Annotated in this window: 22 protein-coding genes and 1 tRNA gene; 15 read left to right on the top strand and 8 right to left on the bottom strand. The window is 70.4% G+C overall.

Features of this window, described 5'->3' with window-relative positions:
- Positions 1-27 precede the first annotated feature (27 nt).
- Positions 28-1,179 carry a radical SAM family heme chaperone HemW gene (gene hemW / locus BRESU_RS02150; protein ID WP_013267847.1) on the bottom strand — a complete coding sequence of 384 codons (1,152 nt, stop codon included), beginning with the start codon at positions 1,177-1,179 and terminating at the stop codon, positions 28-30.
- Complete coding sequence (gene rdgB, locus BRESU_RS02145; RefSeq protein WP_013267846.1) at positions 1,172-1,774, bottom strand: RdgB/HAM1 family non-canonical purine NTP pyrophosphatase; 603 nt, start codon at positions 1,772-1,774, stop codon at positions 1,172-1,174. Before rdgB ends, hemW begins: the two co-directional genes overlap by 8 nt.
- A 434-nt stretch (positions 1,775-2,208) precedes the next feature.
- On the opposite strand from rdgB, the gene BRESU_RS17265 reads away from it, so the two are divergent.
- From BRESU_RS17265 to BRESU_RS17675, 4 genes are all read left to right on the top strand, one after another.
- Positions 2,209-2,346, top strand: coding sequence for a hypothetical protein (locus tag BRESU_RS17265; protein WP_156796091.1), 138 nt, complete (start codon positions 2,209-2,211; stop codon positions 2,344-2,346).
- A complete protein-coding gene (locus BRESU_RS02140; RefSeq protein WP_013267844.1) occupies positions 2,336-2,956 on the top strand; it encodes a DUF2975 domain-containing protein in 621 nt (206 codons plus the stop codon). Before BRESU_RS17265 ends, BRESU_RS02140 begins: the two co-directional genes overlap by 11 nt.
- Before the next feature lie 2 nt (positions 2,957-2,958).
- On the top strand, positions 2,959-3,198 hold the full coding sequence (locus tag BRESU_RS02135; protein ID WP_013267843.1) for a helix-turn-helix domain-containing protein: 240 nt from the start codon (positions 2,959-2,961) through the stop codon (positions 3,196-3,198).
- A 295-nt stretch (positions 3,199-3,493) separates the two neighbouring features.
- The gene (locus tag BRESU_RS17675) at positions 3,494-3,817 is read left to right on the top strand and encodes a Smr/MutS family protein (protein ID WP_245528585.1); all 324 of its coding nucleotides are present in this window, start codon (positions 3,494-3,496) and stop codon (positions 3,815-3,817) included.
- On the opposite strand, the gene BRESU_RS02125 is transcribed toward BRESU_RS17675, so the two are convergent.
- Complete coding sequence (locus BRESU_RS02125) at positions 3,814-4,821, bottom strand: adenosine kinase (RefSeq protein WP_013267841.1); 1,008 nt, start codon at positions 4,819-4,821, stop codon at positions 3,814-3,816. The two genes, BRESU_RS17675 and BRESU_RS02125, sit on opposite strands and share 4 nt — an antisense overlap.
- A 98-nt stretch (positions 4,822-4,919) precedes the next feature.
- Between BRESU_RS02125 and BRESU_RS02120 the strand changes: the two genes are divergently transcribed.
- Positions 4,920-5,798: an ATP-grasp domain-containing protein gene (locus BRESU_RS02120; RefSeq protein ID WP_013267840.1), complete on the top strand. Its 879-nt coding sequence runs from the start codon at positions 4,920-4,922 to the stop codon at positions 5,796-5,798.
- 72 nt (positions 5,799-5,870) lie between these two features.
- Positions 5,871-6,926, top strand: a complete 1,056-nt coding sequence (locus BRESU_RS02115) for a serine hydrolase domain-containing protein (protein WP_013267839.1) — start codon at positions 5,871-5,873, stop codon at positions 6,924-6,926.
- On the opposite strand, the gene nth is transcribed toward BRESU_RS02115, so the two are convergent.
- Together nth and BRESU_RS02105 are read right to left on the bottom strand one after the other, a co-directional pair.
- Positions 6,923-7,663: an endonuclease III gene (gene nth, locus BRESU_RS02110; RefSeq protein WP_013267838.1), complete on the bottom strand. Its 741-nt coding sequence runs from the start codon at positions 7,661-7,663 to the stop codon at positions 6,923-6,925. The two genes, BRESU_RS02115 and nth, sit on opposite strands and share 4 nt — an antisense overlap.
- Positions 7,664-7,826: 163 nt before the next feature.
- A complete protein-coding gene (locus BRESU_RS02105; protein ID WP_013267837.1) occupies positions 7,827-9,113 on the bottom strand; it encodes a flavin monoamine oxidase family protein in 1,287 nt (428 codons plus the stop codon).
- 146 nt (positions 9,114-9,259) lie between these two features.
- Between BRESU_RS02105 and BRESU_RS02100 the strand changes: the two genes are divergently transcribed.
- The 6 genes from BRESU_RS02100 (at position 9,260) to BRESU_RS17505 (ending at position 14,179) form a co-directional block, all read left to right on the top strand.
- Complete coding sequence (locus BRESU_RS02100) at positions 9,260-10,372, top strand: HlyD family secretion protein (protein WP_013267836.1); 1,113 nt, start codon at positions 9,260-9,262, stop codon at positions 10,370-10,372.
- Positions 10,369-11,976 (top strand): DHA2 family efflux MFS transporter permease subunit, encoded by a 1,608-nt coding sequence (locus BRESU_RS02095; RefSeq protein ID WP_013267835.1) that lies wholly within the window; start codon positions 10,369-10,371, stop codon positions 11,974-11,976. The genes BRESU_RS02100 and BRESU_RS02095 overlap by 4 nt, the downstream gene beginning before the upstream one ends.
- Positions 11,976-12,572, top strand: coding sequence for a TetR/AcrR family transcriptional regulator (locus tag BRESU_RS02090; protein WP_013267834.1), 597 nt, complete (start codon positions 11,976-11,978; stop codon positions 12,570-12,572). The genes BRESU_RS02095 and BRESU_RS02090 overlap by 1 nt, the downstream gene beginning before the upstream one ends.
- A 104-nt stretch (positions 12,573-12,676) precedes the next feature.
- Positions 12,677-13,429 (top strand): creatininase family protein, encoded by a 753-nt coding sequence (locus BRESU_RS02085; RefSeq protein WP_013267833.1) that lies wholly within the window; start codon positions 12,677-12,679, stop codon positions 13,427-13,429.
- Between the two features lie 23 nt (positions 13,430-13,452).
- The gene (locus BRESU_RS02080; protein WP_013267832.1) at positions 13,453-13,971 is read left to right on the top strand and encodes a phasin; all 519 of its coding nucleotides are present in this window, start codon (positions 13,453-13,455) and stop codon (positions 13,969-13,971) included.
- Positions 13,972-14,026: 55 nt separating this feature from the next.
- Complete coding sequence (locus BRESU_RS17505) at positions 14,027-14,179, top strand: hypothetical protein (protein ID WP_013267831.1); 153 nt, start codon at positions 14,027-14,029, stop codon at positions 14,177-14,179.
- Positions 14,180-14,185: 6 nt separating this feature from the next.
- On the opposite strand, the gene BRESU_RS02075 is transcribed toward BRESU_RS17505, so the two are convergent.
- Genes BRESU_RS02075 through tsaD form a run of 3 tightly spaced genes read right to left on the bottom strand, consistent with a single transcriptional unit; the run spans position 14,186 to position 16,654 of the window.
- Positions 14,186-14,563: a Rieske (2Fe-2S) protein gene (locus BRESU_RS02075; protein ID WP_013267830.1), complete on the bottom strand. Its 378-nt coding sequence runs from the start codon at positions 14,561-14,563 to the stop codon at positions 14,186-14,188.
- The gene (locus BRESU_RS02070) at positions 14,560-15,558 is read right to left on the bottom strand and encodes an NAD(P)H-dependent glycerol-3-phosphate dehydrogenase (protein WP_013267829.1); all 999 of its coding nucleotides are present in this window, start codon (positions 15,556-15,558) and stop codon (positions 14,560-14,562) included. The genes BRESU_RS02075 and BRESU_RS02070 overlap by 4 nt, the downstream gene beginning before the upstream one ends.
- A 22-nt stretch (positions 15,559-15,580) precedes the next feature.
- Positions 15,581-16,654 (bottom strand): tRNA (adenosine(37)-N6)-threonylcarbamoyltransferase complex transferase subunit TsaD, encoded by a 1,074-nt coding sequence (gene tsaD / locus BRESU_RS02065; RefSeq protein WP_041761897.1) that lies wholly within the window; start codon positions 16,652-16,654, stop codon positions 15,581-15,583.
- 179 nt (positions 16,655-16,833) lie between these two features.
- Between tsaD and hemC the strand changes: the two genes are divergently transcribed.
- From hemC to BRESU_RS02050, 3 genes are all read left to right on the top strand, one after another.
- Positions 16,834-17,781, top strand: a complete 948-nt coding sequence (hemC, locus tag BRESU_RS02060; protein WP_013267827.1) for a hydroxymethylbilane synthase — start codon at positions 16,834-16,836, stop codon at positions 17,779-17,781.
- Positions 17,782-17,784: 3 nt separating this feature from the next.
- Positions 17,785-18,465, top strand: a complete 681-nt coding sequence (locus BRESU_RS02055) for a uroporphyrinogen-III synthase (protein ID WP_013267826.1) — start codon at positions 17,785-17,787, stop codon at positions 18,463-18,465.
- Between the two features lie 39 nt (positions 18,466-18,504).
- Positions 18,505-18,580: transfer RNA gene (locus BRESU_RS02050), tRNA-Thr, on the top strand.
- Positions 18,581-18,688 lie beyond the last annotated feature (108 nt).

Below are 18,688 nucleotides of genomic sequence, written 5' to 3'. Positions count from 1 at the left end.
CCGGCGCGGTCGCGGACAATGGCCGCCTCACGTCAGCAGGGCCTTCAGCACGGCGTCCAGCACCGGCCGGCCGCGCGCGGTCGCCGCCAGGCGTCCCTCCTCGATCGCGACGAAGCCATCCTCGATCAGCGCGGCCACCGGCCCGGCCGCCACCGGCAGGCCGAGCCCGGACAGATCGCCGAGCGCCACGCCCTCGACGGTCCGCAGACCCAGCAGCACCCGCTCCTCGGCGGTCTCGCGCGCGTCGAGGCGAGCGGTCTCCGACCAGGGCGCGCCCGAGGCGACCCCCTCGACATAGGGCCCGATCCTGCGTTCGGCGACAGTCGCCGTCCGGACCCCGTCCAGCGTCAGCCGCCCGTGCGCGCCCGGCCCGACCCCGATGTAGTCGTGGCCCCGCCAGACATGCAGATTGTGGGCGGACCGGGCGGCCACGCCCCGCGCGTGGTTCGACACCTCATAGGCCTCGAAGCCGGCGGCCCCCAGAACGGCCTGCGTCGCCTCGTAGAGGTCGGCCGCCCGGTCCTCGTCCGGGGGAACGAGGGTGCCGCGCTCGTAGGCCCGTCCGAACGCGGTCGCCGCCTCGATGGTCAGATGATAGGGCGAGACGTGCTCGAACCCCATGGCGACCGCCTCCGTCAGGGCGTCCGACCAGGCGTGGACGGTCTGGCCGGGCAGGGCATAGATGAGGTCGATCGACAGCCGGTCGAACGTCGCGCCGGCCGTCTCGATCGCCCGCCGGGCCTCCGCCGCCGAATGGTTGCGGCCGAGGAAGGCGAGGGCCGCATCGTCCAGCGACTGGACCCCCAGCGACAGCCGATCGACGCCCGCGTCCCGCAGCGCCGCGAAATGGGCGGCTTCCGCATCGGTCGGATTGGCCTCCAGCGTGATCTCGACGGGCTCCCCGGACGGAAAGAGGGCGCGCGCCCGCTCCACGACGCGGGCCACGTCGTCCGGCCGCATCAGCGACGGCGTCCCGCCCCCGAAGAAGATCGAGGCCAGCGGTCGCGCGCCGACGAGAGCGGCCTGGGCGGACAGGTCCGTCAGGATCGCCTCGACCAGCACCGCCTGCTCGTCGCGCCAGCCCCGGTCGCGCACCACGTTGAAATCGCAGTAGGGGCAGATGCGCGCGCAATAGGGCCAGTGGACGTAGACCGCGACCGGGCCGGGGACCTCAGTCAATGAGCGCGGCCTTCAGCATCTCGAACGCCCGGGTCCGGTGGCTCAGACTGTCCTTCAGCGCCGGCTTCATCTCGCCGAACGTCAGCGTATGGCCATCGGGGATGAAGATGGGGTCATAGCCGAAGCCGCGATCGCCGCGCCGGGGGAAGGTCACCACGCCGTCCACCCGCCCCTCGACCACGACGCACGGACCGTCGGGCCAGGCCACGGCGAGGGCGGAGGTGAACCAGGCCGTCCGGTCGTGCGCGCCCAACTCCTCCAGCCGCGTCTCGATCTTGTCCATGGCCACGTTGAAATCCCGCTGCGGCCCGCCCCACCGCGCCGAAAAGATCCCCGGTGCCCCGTCCAGGGCCGTGACCGACAGGCCGGAATCGTCCGCGAGGCAGACTTCACCGCAGAAGGCGGCGGCATGACGGGCCTTCAACATGGCGTTGCCGACAAAAGTGGTCTCGGTTTCGGCCGGTTCGGGCAGATTCACCTCGGTTGCGGTGACCACCGTGTAATGTCCGTCCAGAAGCGCATGGATTTCGCGCGCCTTGCCCGCGTTATGGGTCGCCGCGACCAGCCGCATCCCCTTGATAAGTCTAAGCTTCATCGACGCTCCGCGGACTGAAACAATTCATTGCCTAAGTTTAATATCGTTAAACGATATGTAACGTGACTGGACGCCCTGCACGTCCTATCTATGATCTCAAGAACGGCAGCCACGACGTTCCCCGGTTTGATCCAAACGAGCAAATCGAAGCCTGTGGTTAAAGAATGCGGGCAATAAATGACCCGCTTCAGGATCGAAAGAATAGTACGATGAACACGATGAACGCCTCGCTGATGATGGACAAGGTCGGCACCCTCCTGGTGAACGCCGCTCTCCTCGCCGCCCTGCCGACCGCCATGGTCGCCATCCTGATCCAGGCCTTCTGAGAAGGCTGGATATCACGCTCGACGCGGTCGCTCCCTAGCCGGGCGACGATTTCCGCAAAGACGCCAAGACCCTACGTCGTTCAAGCAGCGAGGCTCCCCGAGCCGCGCGTGAGCGACGCTCTTAAAAAAGAGAGCTTTGACGCCAGTGATGAAGAACGCGATGAAGAGAACCGCGCCGGGGTTCGCCGGACCCCGCGCGGCCATCGCGCCCTGATCCTTCCGGCCGAGTGTCTCCATGCCTGCTGAGCAGCCCGACCGACGCCTGCCGAAGCTGCCCACTCCGGCGATTCGCCTGCCGTTCAGGACCCCCTTCAAGACACCTTTCAAGACCCTGGGCCCCGGGTCCGTTTCCAGCCTGCTGAAGATCGCGCTGGACGTGGCCTATGTGCTGCTGATGCTGATCACAGCCGTGCTGCTGCTGTTGTTCGTCGCGGCCCTGTTCATCCCGGTCAGCCAGTACAACATCACCTTCACCAACGACGACGGCGGGACCCAGCAGCCCCTGACCCGCGCCCTGGTGCTGTTCGGCGTCGGCGCGTTTTCGGCCTATTTCGGCGGCTTCCTGCTGATCCTGCGAAACCTGCGGATGATCTTTCGCACCCTGACGATGGGCGACCCCTTCCAGCCGGAGAACGTCCGGCGCCTGCGTCAGGTCGGGTTGATCCTGGCGGTCGTCACGGCCGGCGTCTGGCTAGCCCAGGGCATGGTCGCCGCCCGCCTGGCCCCCGGGGTGATGGATTCGCAGGGGCTCGGCGAGCTCCTGACGCCCATCTTCTCGGTGCTGGTCGTGTTCGTCCTGGCCGAGGTCTTCCGTGAAGGCGCGCGCCTGCGCCGTGAATCCGAACTGACGATCTGACCATGGCCATTCGCGTTCAGCTGGACAAAATCCTGGTCGAGCGACGCATGTCGCTGACGGAACTCGCCGATCGGGTCGGCGTGACCCTGGCCAATCTGTCGATCCTGAAGACCGGCAAGGCCCGGGCCGTGCGGTTCTCGACCCTCTATGCGCTGTGCCGCGAACTGGACTGCCAGCCGGGCGACCTTCTGGTCTACGAGCCCGGCCCGCCCGAGGCGGACGCAGACCGCGAAGACGCCTGATCCCGTGGCGCGCCGACCGCCCCCGGACCTGACCCCCGAGGACCGCCGGATCTGGGCCCGGGTCGCGGGCTCCGTGACGCCGCCGAAGATCCGGAAAGCCGCGCGGGTGACGCCGGGCGCGATCCAGCCGGACGAGCCTCTCAAGCCCGAGACGATCAAGACCCCGAGAACCCCGGGCCCGATGAAGGCAAAGGTCTCGACGAAAATGAGAACCGCCGAACCAACCACCGCGCTCAAGCAGCGAGGCTCCGCGAGCCGAGCGGTAGCTCCCTCAGGCAAGGAGACTCCGCGCGCCGTGCCCGAAGAGCTGGAACCCCGCCGTCAGCGCCGCCTGTCGCGCGAGCGCGATCCGATAGAGGCCTCCATCGACCTGCACGGCTTTGGCCGGTTCGAGGCCGAGGATCAGTTGCGGGCCTTTCTGGTGTCGTCCCAGTCGCGAGGCCTGCGCGCCGTGCTGGTGGTCACCGGGCAGGGCCGTCGGGGTGGCGGCATCATCCGCGCGTCGATCCACGAATGGCTGCAGGGTCACGCCCTGCGCGGCACGGTCTCCGGCTTCGCCACGGCCCACCGTCGCCACGGCGGCGACGGGGCGATCTATGTGACGCTGAAGAAGCGCTAGTTCAGCGCGAGGCCATGCTCGGCCGCCAGGGCCGACAGCACCACCATCGGGCGCGGACCCCAGTGGGCGATGACTTCGGACGCCGCCAGCGACCCCAGCTTGCCGGACTGTTCCAGCGTCAGGCCGCGCGCGACGCCCAGAAGGAAGCCGGCCGCGTACTGGTCGCCCGCGCCCGTCGTGTCGATGACCCTGTCGACCGGATAGGCCGAGACCGAGACCCGCTCATCGCCCGAAACGATGACCGAGCCGTGCTCGCCCCGTGTGATGGCGGCGACCTCGACCATCGAAGCCAGCTTCGCGGCGGCGGCGTCGAAGTCGTCCGTCTCGAACAGGGCGGCCAGTTCGCCCTCGTTGGCCAGGACGATGTCGGCCGAGGCCTCGATGAAGGCCAGCAACTCGGCGCGCCAGCGGGCGACGACGAAGGTGTCCGACAGGGTGATGGCGACCTTGCGGCCCGCGGCGTGGGCGGCGGCAGCGGCGGCCTCGAAGGCGGCGCGGGCCGGGGCCGGGTCGAACAGATAGCCTTCCAGATAGACGATGGCGCTGGAGCCGATCAGGTCGGCATCGATGTCGGCCGTGCCGAGCTGGTTCGCCGCCCCGAGGAAGGTGCACATGGTGCGCTGGCCGTCCGGCGTGACGTTGATCAGGCAGCGGCCGGTTCCGGCCCCGCCCTCCAGCACCGGGGTGTCGAAGTGGACGCCCACCGCACGGATGTCGTGGCTGAAGACCTGACCCAGGGTGTCCGGCGCGACCTTGCCGACATAGGCCGCACGCCCGCCGAAGCTGCCGACGCCCGCGACCGTGTTGCCGGCCGAGCCGCCCGAGGCCTCCACGCCCGCCGCCATCGCATCGTACAGGGCCGCGCTCTGGGCCTCGTCGACCAGCTGCATCGAGCCGGGCGTCAGGGACTGGGCGGTCAGGAAGGCGTCGTCGCAGGGCGACAGGACGTCGACGATGGCATTGCCGACGGCGCAGACGTCATAGGTGGCGGTGTTCTGGGTCATGGGGGGCCTGTTAGCGGGCGTGACAGGGGCGTACCAGTCCGCTTTAACCCCCGATGCCAAAAAATATAAGGATGTCCTTATATGTTTCGAGGGTTTCGATGACCGAAATCGCCGTCCTGACCCCCGCCGCCGACGACGGCACCTATGGCCCGCACTGGCCGGTGGTGCTGGAACGGCTGTCCGAAGCCCTCGCCCTGACGGGCGTCTCCACGCGTCCGATGGCCTGGCCGGACCATGCACGGGACGCCTCGACGCTGACCGGCTTCCCGCTGGTCCTGCCGCTGCTGGCGTGGGGCTATCACCAACGCCACGCCCTGTGGCTGGAGGCGACCGGCACCTGGGCCGGGGCCGGTGTCCGTCTCGCCAACCCGGCCGGCGTCCTGACCTGGAATTCCGACAAGACCTATCTGCGCAGACTGGACGCCGCGGGCGTCGCCGTCCCCGCGACCCTCTGGGCCGACGGGGTCACGGACCGGGACGTGGACGCGGCCTTCGACCGGTTCGGGACCGACACCCTGATCGTCAAGCCGACCGTCTCCGGCGGGGCCTGGAAAACCCTGAAGATCGCGCGGGGCGAGGCCCTGGTCGATGCGCCGGCGGGCGCGGCCATGATCCAGCCCTTCCTGCCCGACCTGGCCACGGCGGGCGAGCTGTCGATGCTGTTCTTCGGCGGGCGGCTCAGCCACGCGGTCCTCAAGCGGGCCGCCCCCGGCGATTTCCGCATCCAGTCCCAGTTCGGCGGCCGCTACGAAGCCGTGGCCCATCCGCCCGCCGGGGCCCTGGCCTTGGCCGAACAGGTGCTGGCGACGATCGAGGAAGACCTGCTCTACGCCCGCATCGACGTCGTCGAGCACGAGGGCCGGTGGCTGCTGATGGAGGCCGAACTGATCGAGCCGGACTTCTATCTCGGCGAGGCCCCCGATCGCGGCCGGATGTTCGCCGACGCGGTCCGGGCCCGGCTCGCCGCCGGAGGCTGATCCGCCGTCCGGCCGGCCTGCGGCGTGACGCCGCCGGTCGCAACCGCAGCGGTGGCAGACGGTTCGATCCGGATGAAACGCAGACATTTCCTCGCCGGCGGTGTCGGCCTCGCCGTCGCCGGCGGCCCCCTGGCGGCCTGTGGTCAGTCGGCCGCCCCGGCCCTCCGGACGCCCCCGACCCAGGGCCTGGACCCGGCCCTGCTGGCCGCAGCCCTGGAGCAGGCCGGCGCTCTGCCCCGCCTCCACGCCCTGATCGTCGCCCGCGACGGACAGGCCCTGGCCGACCGGGTGTTTCGGGGGCCGGGGCTGGAGGTCCCCGTCAACATCAAGTCCGCCTCCAAATCCGTCCTGACCGCCGTGGCGGGGGTGGCCATCTGGCAAGGCATCCTGTCCAGCGTCGACCAGTCCGTCGCCCCCTTCCTGTCCGACCGTTTCCCGGCCAATCCCGACCCGAGGCTGGCGTCCCTGACGCTCGGCCATCTGCTGTCGATGCGCGCGGGCCTCGGCTCGACGTCCGGGGCCAACTACGGGGCCTGGGTCTCGAGCCCCGACTGGGTCCGCCATGCGCTGGCCCGGCCGTTCGAGAGCGATCCCGGCGGAACCCTGATCTATTCCACCGGCACCTCCCACCTGACCTCGGCCGTGCTGACCAAGGCTTCGGGACGCTCGACGCTGGCGCTGACCCGCGACGCCCTGGGCGAACCGCTGGGCATCACGGTGCCGAGCTGGCCCGCCGATCCGCAGGGCATCTATTTCGGCGGCAACGACATGCGTCTGTCGCCCCGGGCCCTGCTGGCCTTCGGGGAGCTGTATCGCAACGACGGCCTGCACGAGGGCCGGCGCGTCCTGCCCGAGGGCTGGGTCCAGACCTCGTGGGAGCCGCGCGGCACCTCGCGCTACACCGGCGACGGTCACGGCTACGGCTGGTGGATCCGTCGGGCGGGCGGGCACGACGTCTTCTATGCCTGGGGCTACGGCGGGCAGATGGTGTTCGTGGTGCCGGGCCTGAACCTGACCGTGGTGATGACCTCGGACCCGTCGCCCGTCGAACAGCGGGACGGCCATGTCCAGCGGCTGCATGCCCTGCTGGCCGACGGCCTGATCCCTGCGGCCGAACGCGGGGCCTAGGTCCCGGCCATCAGCCCGCGCGAGGGGCACAGGTCGGAGATCACGCAGCCCGGACAGTTGGGCTTCCTGGCCGTGCAGGTGTAGCGGCCGTGCAGGATCAGCCAGTGATGGGCCTTGGGCAGGAAGGCCTCGGGCACGACCGTGTGCAGCTGGTCCTCGACCTTGTCGGCGGTCCCCGCGTTGGCGAGGCCCAGGCGATGCGAGACGCGATAAACGTGGGTGTCCACCGCGATCGCCGGCTCGATGCCCAGTTCGTTGAGCACCACGCTGGCCGTCTTGCGCCCCACGCCGGGCAGGGCCTGCAGGTCCGCGCGGTTCAGCGGCGTCACCCCGCCGTGCTGCTCCAGGATGATGCGGGACAGGGCGATGACGTTCCTGGCCTTGCCGCGATAGAGACCGATCGAGGCGATGTAGGGGACCAGCCCCTCCTCCCCCAGGGCCAGCATCTTCGCGGGCGTGTCGGCGACGGCGAACAGCTTTTCGGTGGCCTTGTTGACCGCGACGTCCGTGGCCTGGGCCGACAGGGCGACGGCGACCACGAGGGTGAAGGGATCCTGGAACGTCAGCTCGGTCTTCGGCTCGGGCATGACGGTCGACAGGCGGGTGAAGATGGCCTCGACGCGGTCCTCGTCCGGGGGCCAGGCGAAGATCGGGATCGGCGCGCCGGTCATGATGCCGCCGGGCTTGCGGACGGGCGCGGCCCTGGCTTTGACCTTGATCGACTTCGCCAACCCCATCCCCCGTCATTCCAGTTCGCCCCGCCTACCGACTGGACGACGAAAAAAACACCGTCCGACCCGTCCGACCCGTCCGACCTGTTCGGGCCGAACCTGTCATTCGGGCCCACTCTAGGCCAGCGCTGCGTCAGATTCGGTCGCAGGTGGGTTCTTTCGACGACCCTCAGTCGATCGACGAGGCCCGCGGATCGATGCCCATTGCCGCGATCGCCTCGATGGCGGCCCGCTCGCCCTCTTCCCAGGCCCCGTGGGCGGTGCCGTAGAAGCCCTTCGACGTCGCCTCGCCCGCGACGAAGATCCGGTCCTCGACCGGGCGGGCCAGGCGGGCCCGCGCGCCGGTGTCGGGATCGCCCTGTCCGGGCAGGACGTGGGAATAGGCCCCCATGGAGAAGGGCTCGGCCCCCCACATCGAGGTCGCCAGCGGGGTCAGCCGCCGCCGGAAGCTGGAGCCCAGAAGATCGACCAGCTCGCTGGCGGCGAAGTCGAAGAAGGCCGCCTCGCCGCCCGCCTCCAGCCCCCAGGCCAGGTCGCCACCGAAATAGCCCTCGATCATCGGCCGGCCGAAGGGGCGCAGGTGATAGCCACCGGTCTGGGACGTGTCGGTGCTGCCCCACAGCTGGCTGTCGGGGGGAAAGTCGTCGGCGCCCTCGACCGCCATGTGCAGCTTGGACGCCAGCCCCAGGGGCGCGCCCGCCGCCGCCTCGATCAGATCGGGCAGGGGCGGATCGAACCGCACGGCCTCCGAGGCGATCACCGAGGTCGGCAGGGTCAGGATGACGGCCTTCGCCTCGATCCGGCCGCGCGCCGTGTCGATCTTCAGCACCGGTCCCGAGCGGTCGACGCGGTCGACCGGGCAGTTCAGCACCACCGGCACATCCCGCCCCAGCGCCTCGACCAGCGTGCCGTAGCCCTCGGCCACGCGCCAGTTCACCCCGGTGTCCTCATAGGCGTCGTAGTCCAGCGTCGAGACCTCGGCGAATTTCGCCCCGTTCAGGGCGCCGGAAATCGCGTCCATCCGCGCGTTCCAGCGCTCGCCGGGGATGAACAGGTCGGAGGCCGGGCGGTCCTGGCCCCCCTCGGCCGCGCGCGCCACCCGATCGTCGAAGGCGGCATAGGCCTCTCCGAACTGCTGCTGCTCGGCCGCGCTCAGACCCAGGTTGAAGGCCTGCTGCCGCCAGGGCGGCGGCGTCTCGTCGATGGTGAACCCCGCGGCGCGGCCCTTTTCCGCCAGCACGTTGCGGTCCGCCGAATGCAGCCAGCCGCAGCCGAGGTCCAGGCCGTGGCCCTCGCGCCGGATCGTGTGGGCGCGCCCGCCGGTCCGGTCGCGCGCCTCCAGCACGACGCAGGCCACGCCGGCGGCGGTCAGACGGCGGGCTGCCGACAGACCGGCCGCGCCGGCTCCGATCACGGCGACATCGATGGAGGAGGGCAGGCGGATGGAGGACCTCATGTGGCTGGAATGCCCGGAAACATGACGTGTTCACGCCCCGCGACAACCGGTTATTGATTTTTGGACGATACAGTCCATTTTACGCGCCGTCCTCCCCGGATGTCCGTCCGACGCCCGACGTCCCCGCTGTTCAGAGATTTCCCCCCATGGCTCTCGCTCCCGCCGTCAAGAAACGCCTGCCGCTGATCCTCGGCGCGGTGGTGGTCCTCGGGCTGATCGTCGGAGGCGGCCTGTGGTGGACCAACAAGCAGCGGTGGGAATCGACGGACAACGCCTTCGTCCAGGCGGACACCACCCTGGTGAGCCCCCAGATCGACGGCTATGTCGCCGAGGTCCTGGTCAGCGACAACCAGCGCGTCGAACAGGGCCAGATCCTGGTGCGTCTGGACGATGCGGATGCCAGGGCGGAACTGGCGCAGGCCGAGGCCAATCTGGCGGCCCTGCTGGCGGCCGTGGACAATGTCGACGCCCGCGCGGCCCAGGAACAGGCGATGATCGCCGCCCGCGCCGCCGGCGTGGCCCAGGCCCGCGCCCAGGCGGATCTGGCCCAGGCCCAGGTCCAGCGATACTCCACCCTGCAGCGTGAGGGCTGGGTCTCGCAGCAGCGCATCGAGACCGAACAGGCCGGGGCCCAGACCGCCGCGGCCTCCGTGGCCGAGGCCCAGGCCGCCCTGGTCGCCGAACAGCGCACCGCCGGCGTGCTCGGCTCGTCGCGCAGCCAGAGCCTGGCCGCCGTCGAACAGGCCCGGGCCCAGGTCGAGCTGGCCCAAACCAATCTGGACCGCACCGTCATCCGCGCGCCCGTCGCCGGAGTCGTGGGGGCCCGCGGCGTCCGCGCCGGTCAATATGTGCGTCCCGGCGGACAGATGCTGTCCCTGGTCCCGCTGGGTGACACCTATGTCGTGGCCAACTTCAAGGAGACCCAGCTGGGCCGCCTGCGTCTGGGCCAGACCGTCCACATCTCGGCCGACGCCTTCCCCGATCAGGACCTGACCGGCCGCATCGAGAGCTTCGCCCCGGCCACGGGGGCCGAGTTCGCCCTGATCCCGGTCGAGAACGCCACCGGCAACTTCACCAAGATCACCCAGCGCGTCCCGGTCCGCATCCTGGTGTCGCGGGCCAGCGGCGGCGCGGCCCTGCGTCCCGGCCTGTCGGTCGAGGTCAAGGTCGATGTGAAGAGCGCCGGCGGAGCCAGCTTCGCCGAGGCCGCCGTCGGCCCGACCAGTCTGGCCGACGCGGGCACTGCGAGCCAGCAGTGACCGTCGCCACCCTCGACGGCGTCCCGGCCCGGGGTCCGGCTCAGGCGCCCGCGGCGGCCGAGCCGAAGGTCAACTGGACCTTCCTGATCCTGGGATTCGCCGGGATGGTGATCGGTCAGTTCATGGCCATCCTGGACATCCAGATCGTCGCCTCGTCCCTGCCCCAGATCCAGTCGGGAGTCGGGGCCTCCGCCGACCAGATCAGCTGGATCCAGACCGCCTATCTGATCCCCGAGGTCGTGATGATCCCGCTGTCGGGATATCTGTCGCGCCTGTGGGGCACCCAGAAGGTGTTCCTGATGAGCTGCGCCGGGTTCGTCATCATGAGCGTGGCCGTGGGCCTGTCCTCGTCGGTCGAGGTGATGATCGTCTTCCGGGCCATCCAGGGCTTCGTCGGCGGGGCGATGATCCCGACCGTCTTCGCCGTGGCCTTCACGGCGTTTCCGGCCTCCAAGCGCGTCACCGCCTCGGTCTTCATCGGCCTGATCGTGACCCTGGCCCCGACCATCGGCCCGACCCTGGGCGGGCACCTGACAGAAGCGCTCAGCTGGCACTGGCTGTTCTTCATCAATGTCCCGTTCGGCCTGCTGTCGTTCTTTCTGGTCTGGCGCTACGCCGACTTCGACAAGGGCGATCCCGGCCTGTCGAAAGGATTCGACTGGTGGGGTCTGGCCCTGATGGCCACCTTCCTGATGAGCCTGCAGTTCGTGCTTGAGGAAGGGTCCAAGAACGACTGGTTCGCCGACGACCTGATCCTGCTGCTCGCCACGGTAGCGGCCATCACCGGCCCGGCCTTCGTCTGGCGCTCGCTGGTGTACTGGAATCCTGTGGTCGAGCTGCGGGCTTTCAACAACCGGAACTTCCTGGTCGGCATCGTGATGACCTTCACGGTCGGCGCGGCCCTGTTCGGCGGCAGTTTCCTGCTGCCGCTGTTCCTGTCGCGGGTGCGGGACTATTCGCCGGCCGAGGTCGGCACGACCCTGGTCGTCTCGGGCCTGGCCATGTTTGCGACGGCCCCGATCGCGGGCCGGCTGGTGCGGATCCTCGACCTGCGCATCCTGATGTTCGGCGGGTTCGTCATGGCGTCCTGGGGGATGTGGGACGCCCATGCCGTGACCACGGAGTGGGGCTTCTGGGAGTTCGCGGGCGTCCAGGCCCTGCGCGGATCCGGCATCATGCTGGCCATGCTGGCGGCCCAGCAGGTCACGATGTCGACCATGCCGCCGCATATGGTCAAGAACGCCTCCGGGCTGGTGAACCTGTTCCGCAATGTCGGCGGGGCCTTCGGGCTGGCCTTCCTGAACACCTCCCTGACCACCAACACCGCCATCCACATGGGGGAGTTGACCAGCCGCATCAGCATCAGCGACACCCGGATGCAGGAGATGCTGGCCGGCATTTCGGCCCGCATGAGCGGCTCGATCGACCCCGACGGCGCGGCGATGAAGGCGATGTACGGAATCCTGAACCGGCAGGCGACGACGCTGGCGTTCGGCGACGCCTTCGCCATGCTGGCCATCGGTTGCGCCTTCGCCGCCTGCGTCACCCTTCTGGCCCAGCCGGTCAAGCCGGGCACCACCGCCCCGCCCGCGGACGTCCACTGATGGCCCGCGTCGCCGGCCAGATCGACGAGCGGAAGTCCGAGGCCATCCTGGACGCCGCCTCGGACCTGTTCGCCGAAAAAGGGGCCGCCGCCTCCATGGACGAGATCGCCCGGCGCGCGGGCGTGTCGAAACAGACGCTCTACAACCGCTATGGCTCCAAGGTGGAGATCGGGCGGGCCCTGGCCGAGCGGCGCTCCGACCTGATCACCGCGCCTCTCCGGGCCGGCGGCGAGCCCGTGACCGTGCTGACGGCCCTCGCCGAAGCCATGCTGACGAAACTGTGCACCGCCGACGGGCGCAGTTCGATGCGCGGGGTCGCCCTGATGTCGCCCCACGCGCCGGATCTGGCCGACGCCGTCTATCACGCCGGACCGGGCGAGAGCCTGCGGCGCCTGGCGCTGTGGCTGGCCGAGCAGGACCGGGCCGGCCTGATCCGCGTGCCCGACCCCGAGCTGGCGGCCGAGATGTTCAGCGGCATGACCATGGGGCACGGCCATCTGCGCGGCATCCTGGGCGTCGATGAGCCCCGCGCCATCGACATCCCCGCCCGCGCCCGCGAGACGGCGCAGCGCTTCCTGCGGGCGTTCGCGGTCTAGCTTTTCGCCAACCGGGCGGCGCGCTAGAGAGACCGCCGGCACGCTGCGCTCAGGCAGTGAGCGCCCGCGGCGCGAGCGAGAGCGCCCTGAAAGGATGCCCGCCCATGCTGATCGCCTTTTCCGCCTGGCCCGAGATCGAGGCCCGTCTCAAGTCCGCGAAGACCGTCGTCATCCCCATCGGATCCAACGAGCAGCACGGCCCGACCGGCCTGCTGGGCACCGACTGGATGTGTCCGGAGATCATCGCCCACGCCGCCGAGAAGACCGACGACGGCCTGGTCGTCGCGCCGACGTTCAACATCGGCATGGCCCAGCACCATCTGGCCTTCGCGGGCACGATCTCCCTGCGGCCCTCGACCTTCATGGCCGCCATCACCGACTGGGTGTCGTCGCTCCACCGCCACGGCTTCGAACGGATCTATTTCCTGAACGGACACGGCGGCAATGTCGCCACCATAGAGGCCACCTTCTCGGAGCTCTACGCCGAATGGTCGTTCATGGACGAGCCCTGCCCCTATGTCCTGAAGCTGCGGAACTGGTGGGACCTGCCCGGCGTCATGGGGGTCTGCAACACCCTGTTTCCGACCGGCCACGGCATGCATGCGACCCCGTCGGAGATCGCTGTGACCCAGGCGGCGTATCCGGATCGGATCAAGACGGCCGACTATGCGCCGAAGATCGCGCCGTCCGGCCCGATCCGCGACGCGGCCGACTACCGTGCCCGGTTCCCCGACGGCCGGATCGGGTCGGATCCCGGCCAGGCCAGCCCCGAAAAAGGCCGGCGCATCATCGATGCGGCCATCCCGGCCCTGCTGAAGGACGTCGCCGCCTTCGCCAATGAACCCTTGCCGACCTGACGAAAGCGGCCCAAGCCCCTGTCATGACGATGCTCGACAAGACGACCGTGAACAGACTGGGCCACGACGGCAGGCGCGCGGCCGGCAATGCCCGCTCGGCCGGCGACAACGCGGTCCACGGCGGCGAGATGCTGCGCGCGGCCTCGGACGTCATCGCCGCCCGCCTGACCATCATGGCCGAGGGCCTGGCCAATCCGATGAAGGCCGACATGGCCGAGATGTCGCTGATGAGCTCCGAGAAGGTCGAGGCCATGACCGCCTCGGCCGGGGCCCTGGCCGGCAATCTGGGCGATCTGGCCGCCCGCGTGTCGAAGTCCGCGATGGACGAGGTCGCCCACGCCCAGCGCGCCGCGTCGCAGATCGCGGGGGCCGCCTCGCCCCAGGCCGCCGCGACCGCCCACTACACCTATGCCGTCGCCTGGTGGGGCCGCGCGGCGGGTCAGATGCTGACGCTGAACACCGAACTGCTGAAGGCCCAGGCCGACGCGCTCCGGCCCATTCATTCGGCGGCCGTGGCGAACGCCAAGCGGCTGAAACGGTAGGAACGGCCACGCTTGCGGGGCGTTGAACCGTCGTCATCCGCAAGGAACGACGACCATGGCCGACCCCAAGACCCAAGAGAACGAAAAACACCCCGGCATGCTGGGCGACGGGACCGAGGAACAGAACCTCAACCAGCCCTTCGATCCATCCAAGCGCATCACGGAAGACGAGGTCGACGAAGCCTTCGGCGGCGACGAAAAGGGCTGATCTCGCTCACCCGGTCCGGATGACGGCTCCGTCGATCCGGACCGGCCAGGGCGTCAGCTTCCCGCCCGCGCAGGGCCCGCCGACGCAGGCCCCGGACAGCGGTTCGAACACCGCGCCGTGCCAGCCGCACAGGATGAGCGACCCGTCCGGCGTGAGGTAGCGGTCCATCTCGATCGCGATCGGAAAGCCCTGGTGAGGGCAGCGGTCGACCCAGCCGGCGATCTCGCCCGCCTTGCGAACGACAAAGCCGTGAAACCAGGCCTCGCCGATCTGCAGCACGAAGCCGCGCGACCCCGGCTCGGCGATATCGTCCAGCGCGCACAGGGCGACGCCGGCCGGTGTCGTCCAGACGCGCTTTCGTTCGGTCGTCGCCGTCTCGCTCATTCCCGCTCGGCCTTGAGCGGACGCGACAGCAGGGCCTCGATCAGGGCGTCGACCGTGGTCTCGCCGGCCAGCAGGCCCGCGATAGCCTCGCAGATCGGCATCTCCACCCCCAGCCGCCGGGCCAGTTCGCGCACCGCCGGCGCGCTCTCATAGCCCTCGGCCACCGACCGCTTGCCGGCCAGGGCCTGTTCGATCGACTGGCCTTCGCCCAGGGCGAGACCCAGGCTCATGTTCCTGGACTGGGGGCTGGAGCAGGTCAGGACGAGGTCGCCCAGGCCGCAGAGCCCCGCGACCGTCGCGGCCTCGGCCCCCAGGGCGACCCCCAGCCGGGTCATCTCGGCGAACCCGCGCGTGATCAGGGCCGCATGCGCCGACCGGCCCAGACGCCGTCCCTCCGAAAGCCCGCAGGCGATGGCCAGGACGTTCTTGACCGCCCCCCCGACCTCGGCCCCGACCAGGTCGGTCGCCAGATAGGGCCGGAACCCGGGGCCCGACAGGGTCTCCATCAGGGCCTCGCCGAGGGCGGCATCGGCGCAGGCCAGGGTCACGGCCGTCGGCAGGCCCCTGGACACGTCGGCGGCGAAGCTCGGTCCCGACAGGACGGCGGCGGGCGCATCGGGCAGGGTCTCCGCCAGCACCTCGGTCATCAGCTTCAGGGATCCGCGCTCGATGCCCTTGGAGCACAGGACGATGGGCGCGCTCGCCTTGTGATGCGGCGCATAGGCGGCCAGCGTCGCGCGCATGAACTGGGCCGGGGGCACGGCCAGCACGAGATCGCAGTCCGACAGGCCCGACAGGTCCGCCGTCACCGAGATCGCGTCATCCAGCACCACGCCCGGCAGGAAGGCCTCGTTGATGCGGCGCGCCGTGATGCTCTCGACCACCTCGGGCTCGCGCGCCTGCAGGACGACGTTCAGGCCGGCGCGGGCGCAGACCAGGGCCAGGGCCGTGCCCCACGCCCCCGCGCCGATGACCCCTGCGGTGCGATAGCTCATGACTGGTCCTTCAAAGCAGGCCTCAGGCCTTCGCGCCCTTGCGCCCGGTCGGATGGACAGGATCGGCCAGGGCGCGCGCCTCGTCCAGCGGCCATCGCGGACGGGCGGGCGCATCGATATCCGAAACCAGCCCCAGCTGAAGCCGTTCCGCCCCCGCCAGGGCGATCATCGCCGCATTGTCGGTGCAATAGGCCATGGGCGGCGCGAGAAAAGCGAACCCGCGCGCGTCCGCCGTCGCCTCCAGCACCCGCCGCACGGTCCTGTTCGCCGCCACGCCGCCGGCCACCACGAAAAGCCGGTGATCGTGCTTTTCGGCATAGTCGGCCATCGCCCGGTCGGAGCGTTCCGACAGCTGGCGCGCGATGGCGCTCTGGACCGCGTCGGCCAGATCGGCCCGGTCCTGATCCGTTTCGCAGGTCTGGGCGAGACGCGACGCCGCCGTCTTCAGCCCCGAGAAGGAGAAATCGCAGTCCTTGCGCCCCAGCAGCGCCCTCGGCAGGTCGAAGCGCGATCCGTCGCCGCCCTCTGCGGTCTTCTCCAGCGCGGGGCCGCCGGGGTAGCCGAGCCCCATGGCCTTGGCGATCTTGTCGAACGCCTCGCCGGCGGCGTCGTCGATCGTGGTGCCAAGCCGGCTCATGTCGCCGATCCCGCGCACCTCCAGCAGCTGGCAGTGCCCGCCCGAGACCAGCAGCAGCAGGAACGGATAGGCGACCCGGGCCCCCAGCCGCGCCGACACCGCATGGCCTTCCAGATGATTGACCGCGATCAGCGGCAGTCCGCGCGCCAGGGCCACGGCCTTGCCGAAGCCCAGCCCCACCATGACCCCGCCGACCAGCCCCGGCCCGGCGGTCGCCGCCACGCCGTCCAGTCCGTCATAACCGATGCCGGCCCCAACCATCGCCCGGCGCACGACGCCGTCGATCATCTCCACATGGCTGCGGGCCGCGATCTCGGGCACCACCCCGCCGAAGGCCGCATGATCGTCGATCTGGGAATGGACGACGGACGACAGCACGGTCGCCTCGCCGTCGGGCGTCAGCCGCACCACGGACGCCGCCGTTTCGTCACAGCTGGTCTCGAGGCCCAGGATGGTCAGCGCGCTACCGCTCGCCCCCGGGTCCGATCTCTGATCGGCCCGAGGATAAACTGTGCGGTCGCTCCCTGCTTGAGCGCGCGTGGAAACCGGCTTTTCGGCTGTGATTTCGGTGATAGGGTCGGCCTCGATTTCCACCGGGTTCAGGTAGCGACCCCGGACACCACACGCAACGGACACGCATGGCCACGATACGTATAGGCACCCGACGCAGCGCCCTGGCGCTGGCCCAGTCCGGGATGATGCAACGGGCCATCGCCGCCGCCATGCAGCTGCCGATCGAGGAGGTGGTGCTGGTCGAGATCGTCACCACCGGCGACCAGATCCAGGACCGACGCCTGATGGAGGTGGGCGGCAAGGCCCTGTTCACCAAGGAGATCGAGGAGGCCCTGCTGGACGGCCGCGTCGACATCGCCGTCCATTCGATGAAGGACGTGCCCGCCGAACAACCCCCCGGCCTGACCATCGCCGCCATCCCCGAGCGCGAGGACGCCCGCGACGCCTTCATCAGCCGCGATTTCGACGAGCTGGAGCATCTGCCCCACGGCGGTCGCCTCGGCACCGCCTCGCTGCGCCGTCAGGCCCAGGCGCTGGCGCTCCGTCCCGACCTGCAGATCGAGATGCTGCGCGGCAACATCGACACCCGGCTGCGCCGCGCGGCCGAGGGGGATTTCGACGCCATCCTGCTGGCCGCCTCCGGCCTGAACCGTCTGGGGCGCTCCGACGCCGTGCGCGGTTTCCTGTCGGTCGATGCCTTCCTGCCCGCGCCCGGTCAGGGGGCCCTGGCCCTGCAGACGCGCGAGGGCGACACCGACCACGCCTGGGTCCAGGCCATGAACCACGGCCCGACCGCCCTCTGCGTCGCCGCCGAGCGCGGCGCCATGGTGGCGCTGGAAGGCTCCTGCCGCACCGCCGTCGGGGCCCATGCCCACATCGACGGCGACCGCCTGACCCTGACCACCGAGATGCTGGCCCCCGACGGCACGGCCCGCTGGCGGCGCGCGGGCGAGATCACCCTGATCACCGCCCCCGACGCGCCCGGCCGCGCCATGGACAACGCCCGCGACCTGGGGCTCCGTCTGGGCCATGAGGTCCATGCGGCGGCGGGCGACCAGAGCGTCCCGGTCTAGCGCTTGGCCGATCGCCGCCGCGTCTGGGTCACCCGCGCCCGACCCGGGGCGGACCGCACGGCCGAACGCCTGACCACCTTGGGCCACACGCCGCTGGTCGTGCCGCTCCTGGCCATCCGTCCGCTCGACGTCGCGCTCGACCTCGACGGCGTCCAGGCCCTCGCCTTCACCAGCCTCAACGGCGTCGCCGCCTTCGCGGCCCTGTCCACCGAACGCGCCCTGCCGGTCCTCGCGGTCGGCGACGCCACCGCCCGCGCCGCCCGCGAGGCGGGATTCGCCTCGGTCCGGTCGGCGGATGGAGACCTTCAGGCCCTGGCCGCCCTCGTCCGGAGCGCGGCCCCGGGGCAGTCGGTCCTGCATCCCGGCGCGCTGGAGCCCGCGGGCGATCTGGCCGCCGCCGTCGGCGACGCCGCCCGGGTACGGTCCATCGCCGTCTATGGCGCACAGGAAACCGGGGCCGCCCCCCCCGGCGACTGGGACACCGTCCTGATCCATTCACCGCGTGCCGGTCGCGCCCTGGCGATCGCGCTGGGGGACCGGCCGACCCTCCGGCTCGCGCTCGCCATCTCCGCCGCCGCCGCCGAACCGCTGGCCGACGCCGGATTCGCCGAGATCCGGATCGCCGCGGCCCCGACCGAGGCGGCGCTTCTGGCGGCCCTTGGCAATCCCCGCGCCGGCGTATAAACAGCCGCTCTCGCGCGAGGCCCATGGCCCTCGCCGCAAGCCGCTTTAGCTCAGCTGGTAGAGCATCGCATTCGTAATGCGGGGGTCAGGTGTTCGAGTCACCTAAGCGGCACCACCTCTTCCCGTAGGATATCCACATCGCCCGAGGCGGACGTGCCTTCCGGCGGGGGCGGTCGGGGGTCCGACGTGGGATGCCGTCCGCCAGATCCCGGCCAACTGCCGC

The organism is Brevundimonas subvibrioides ATCC 15264, from assembly GCF_000144605.1.
Classification (GTDB): domain Bacteria; phylum Pseudomonadota; class Alphaproteobacteria; order Caulobacterales; family Caulobacteraceae; genus Brevundimonas; species Brevundimonas subvibrioides.
Note: the sequence above shows the minus strand (reverse complement) of the source record. Positions and strands in the feature narration are given on the sequence as shown.

Excerpts from the sequence above, each read along its gene's own strand:
- rdgB (WP_013267846.1), bottom strand. The coding sequence starts at position 1,774 with ATGAAGCTTAGACTTATCAAGGGGATGCGGCTGGTCGCGGCGACCCAT.
- BRESU_RS02140 (WP_013267844.1), top strand. The coding sequence starts at position 2,336 with ATGCCTGCTGAGCAGCCCGACCGACGCCTGCCGAAGCTGCCCACTCCG.
- BRESU_RS02135 (WP_013267843.1), top strand. The coding sequence starts at position 2,959 with ATGGCCATTCGCGTTCAGCTGGACAAAATCCTGGTCGAGCGACGCATG.
- BRESU_RS02125 (WP_013267841.1), bottom strand. The coding sequence starts at position 4,821 with ATGACCCAGAACACCGCCACCTATGACGTCTGCGCCGTCGGCAATGCC.
- BRESU_RS02120 (WP_013267840.1), top strand. The coding sequence starts at position 4,920 with ATGACCGAAATCGCCGTCCTGACCCCCGCCGCCGACGACGGCACCTAT.
- BRESU_RS02115 (WP_013267839.1), top strand. The coding sequence starts at position 5,871 with ATGAAACGCAGACATTTCCTCGCCGGCGGTGTCGGCCTCGCCGTCGCC.
- nth (WP_013267838.1), bottom strand. The coding sequence starts at position 7,663 with ATGGGGTTGGCGAAGTCGATCAAGGTCAAAGCCAGGGCCGCGCCCGTC.
- BRESU_RS02105 (WP_013267837.1), bottom strand. The coding sequence starts at position 9,113 with ATGAGGTCCTCCATCCGCCTGCCCTCCTCCATCGATGTCGCCGTGATC.
- BRESU_RS02100 (WP_013267836.1), top strand. The coding sequence starts at position 9,260 with ATGGCTCTCGCTCCCGCCGTCAAGAAACGCCTGCCGCTGATCCTCGGC.
- BRESU_RS02090 (WP_013267834.1), top strand. The coding sequence starts at position 11,976 with ATGGCCCGCGTCGCCGGCCAGATCGACGAGCGGAAGTCCGAGGCCATC.
- BRESU_RS02085 (WP_013267833.1), top strand. The coding sequence starts at position 12,677 with ATGCTGATCGCCTTTTCCGCCTGGCCCGAGATCGAGGCCCGTCTCAAG.
- BRESU_RS02080 (WP_013267832.1), top strand. The coding sequence starts at position 13,453 with ATGACGATGCTCGACAAGACGACCGTGAACAGACTGGGCCACGACGGC.
- BRESU_RS17505 (WP_013267831.1), top strand. The coding sequence starts at position 14,027 with ATGGCCGACCCCAAGACCCAAGAGAACGAAAAACACCCCGGCATGCTG.
- BRESU_RS02075 (WP_013267830.1), bottom strand. The coding sequence starts at position 14,563 with ATGAGCGAGACGGCGACGACCGAACGAAAGCGCGTCTGGACGACACCG.
- BRESU_RS02070 (WP_013267829.1), bottom strand. The coding sequence starts at position 15,558 with ATGAGCTATCGCACCGCAGGGGTCATCGGCGCGGGGGCGTGGGGCACG.
- hemC (WP_013267827.1), top strand. The coding sequence starts at position 16,834 with ATGGCCACGATACGTATAGGCACCCGACGCAGCGCCCTGGCGCTGGCC.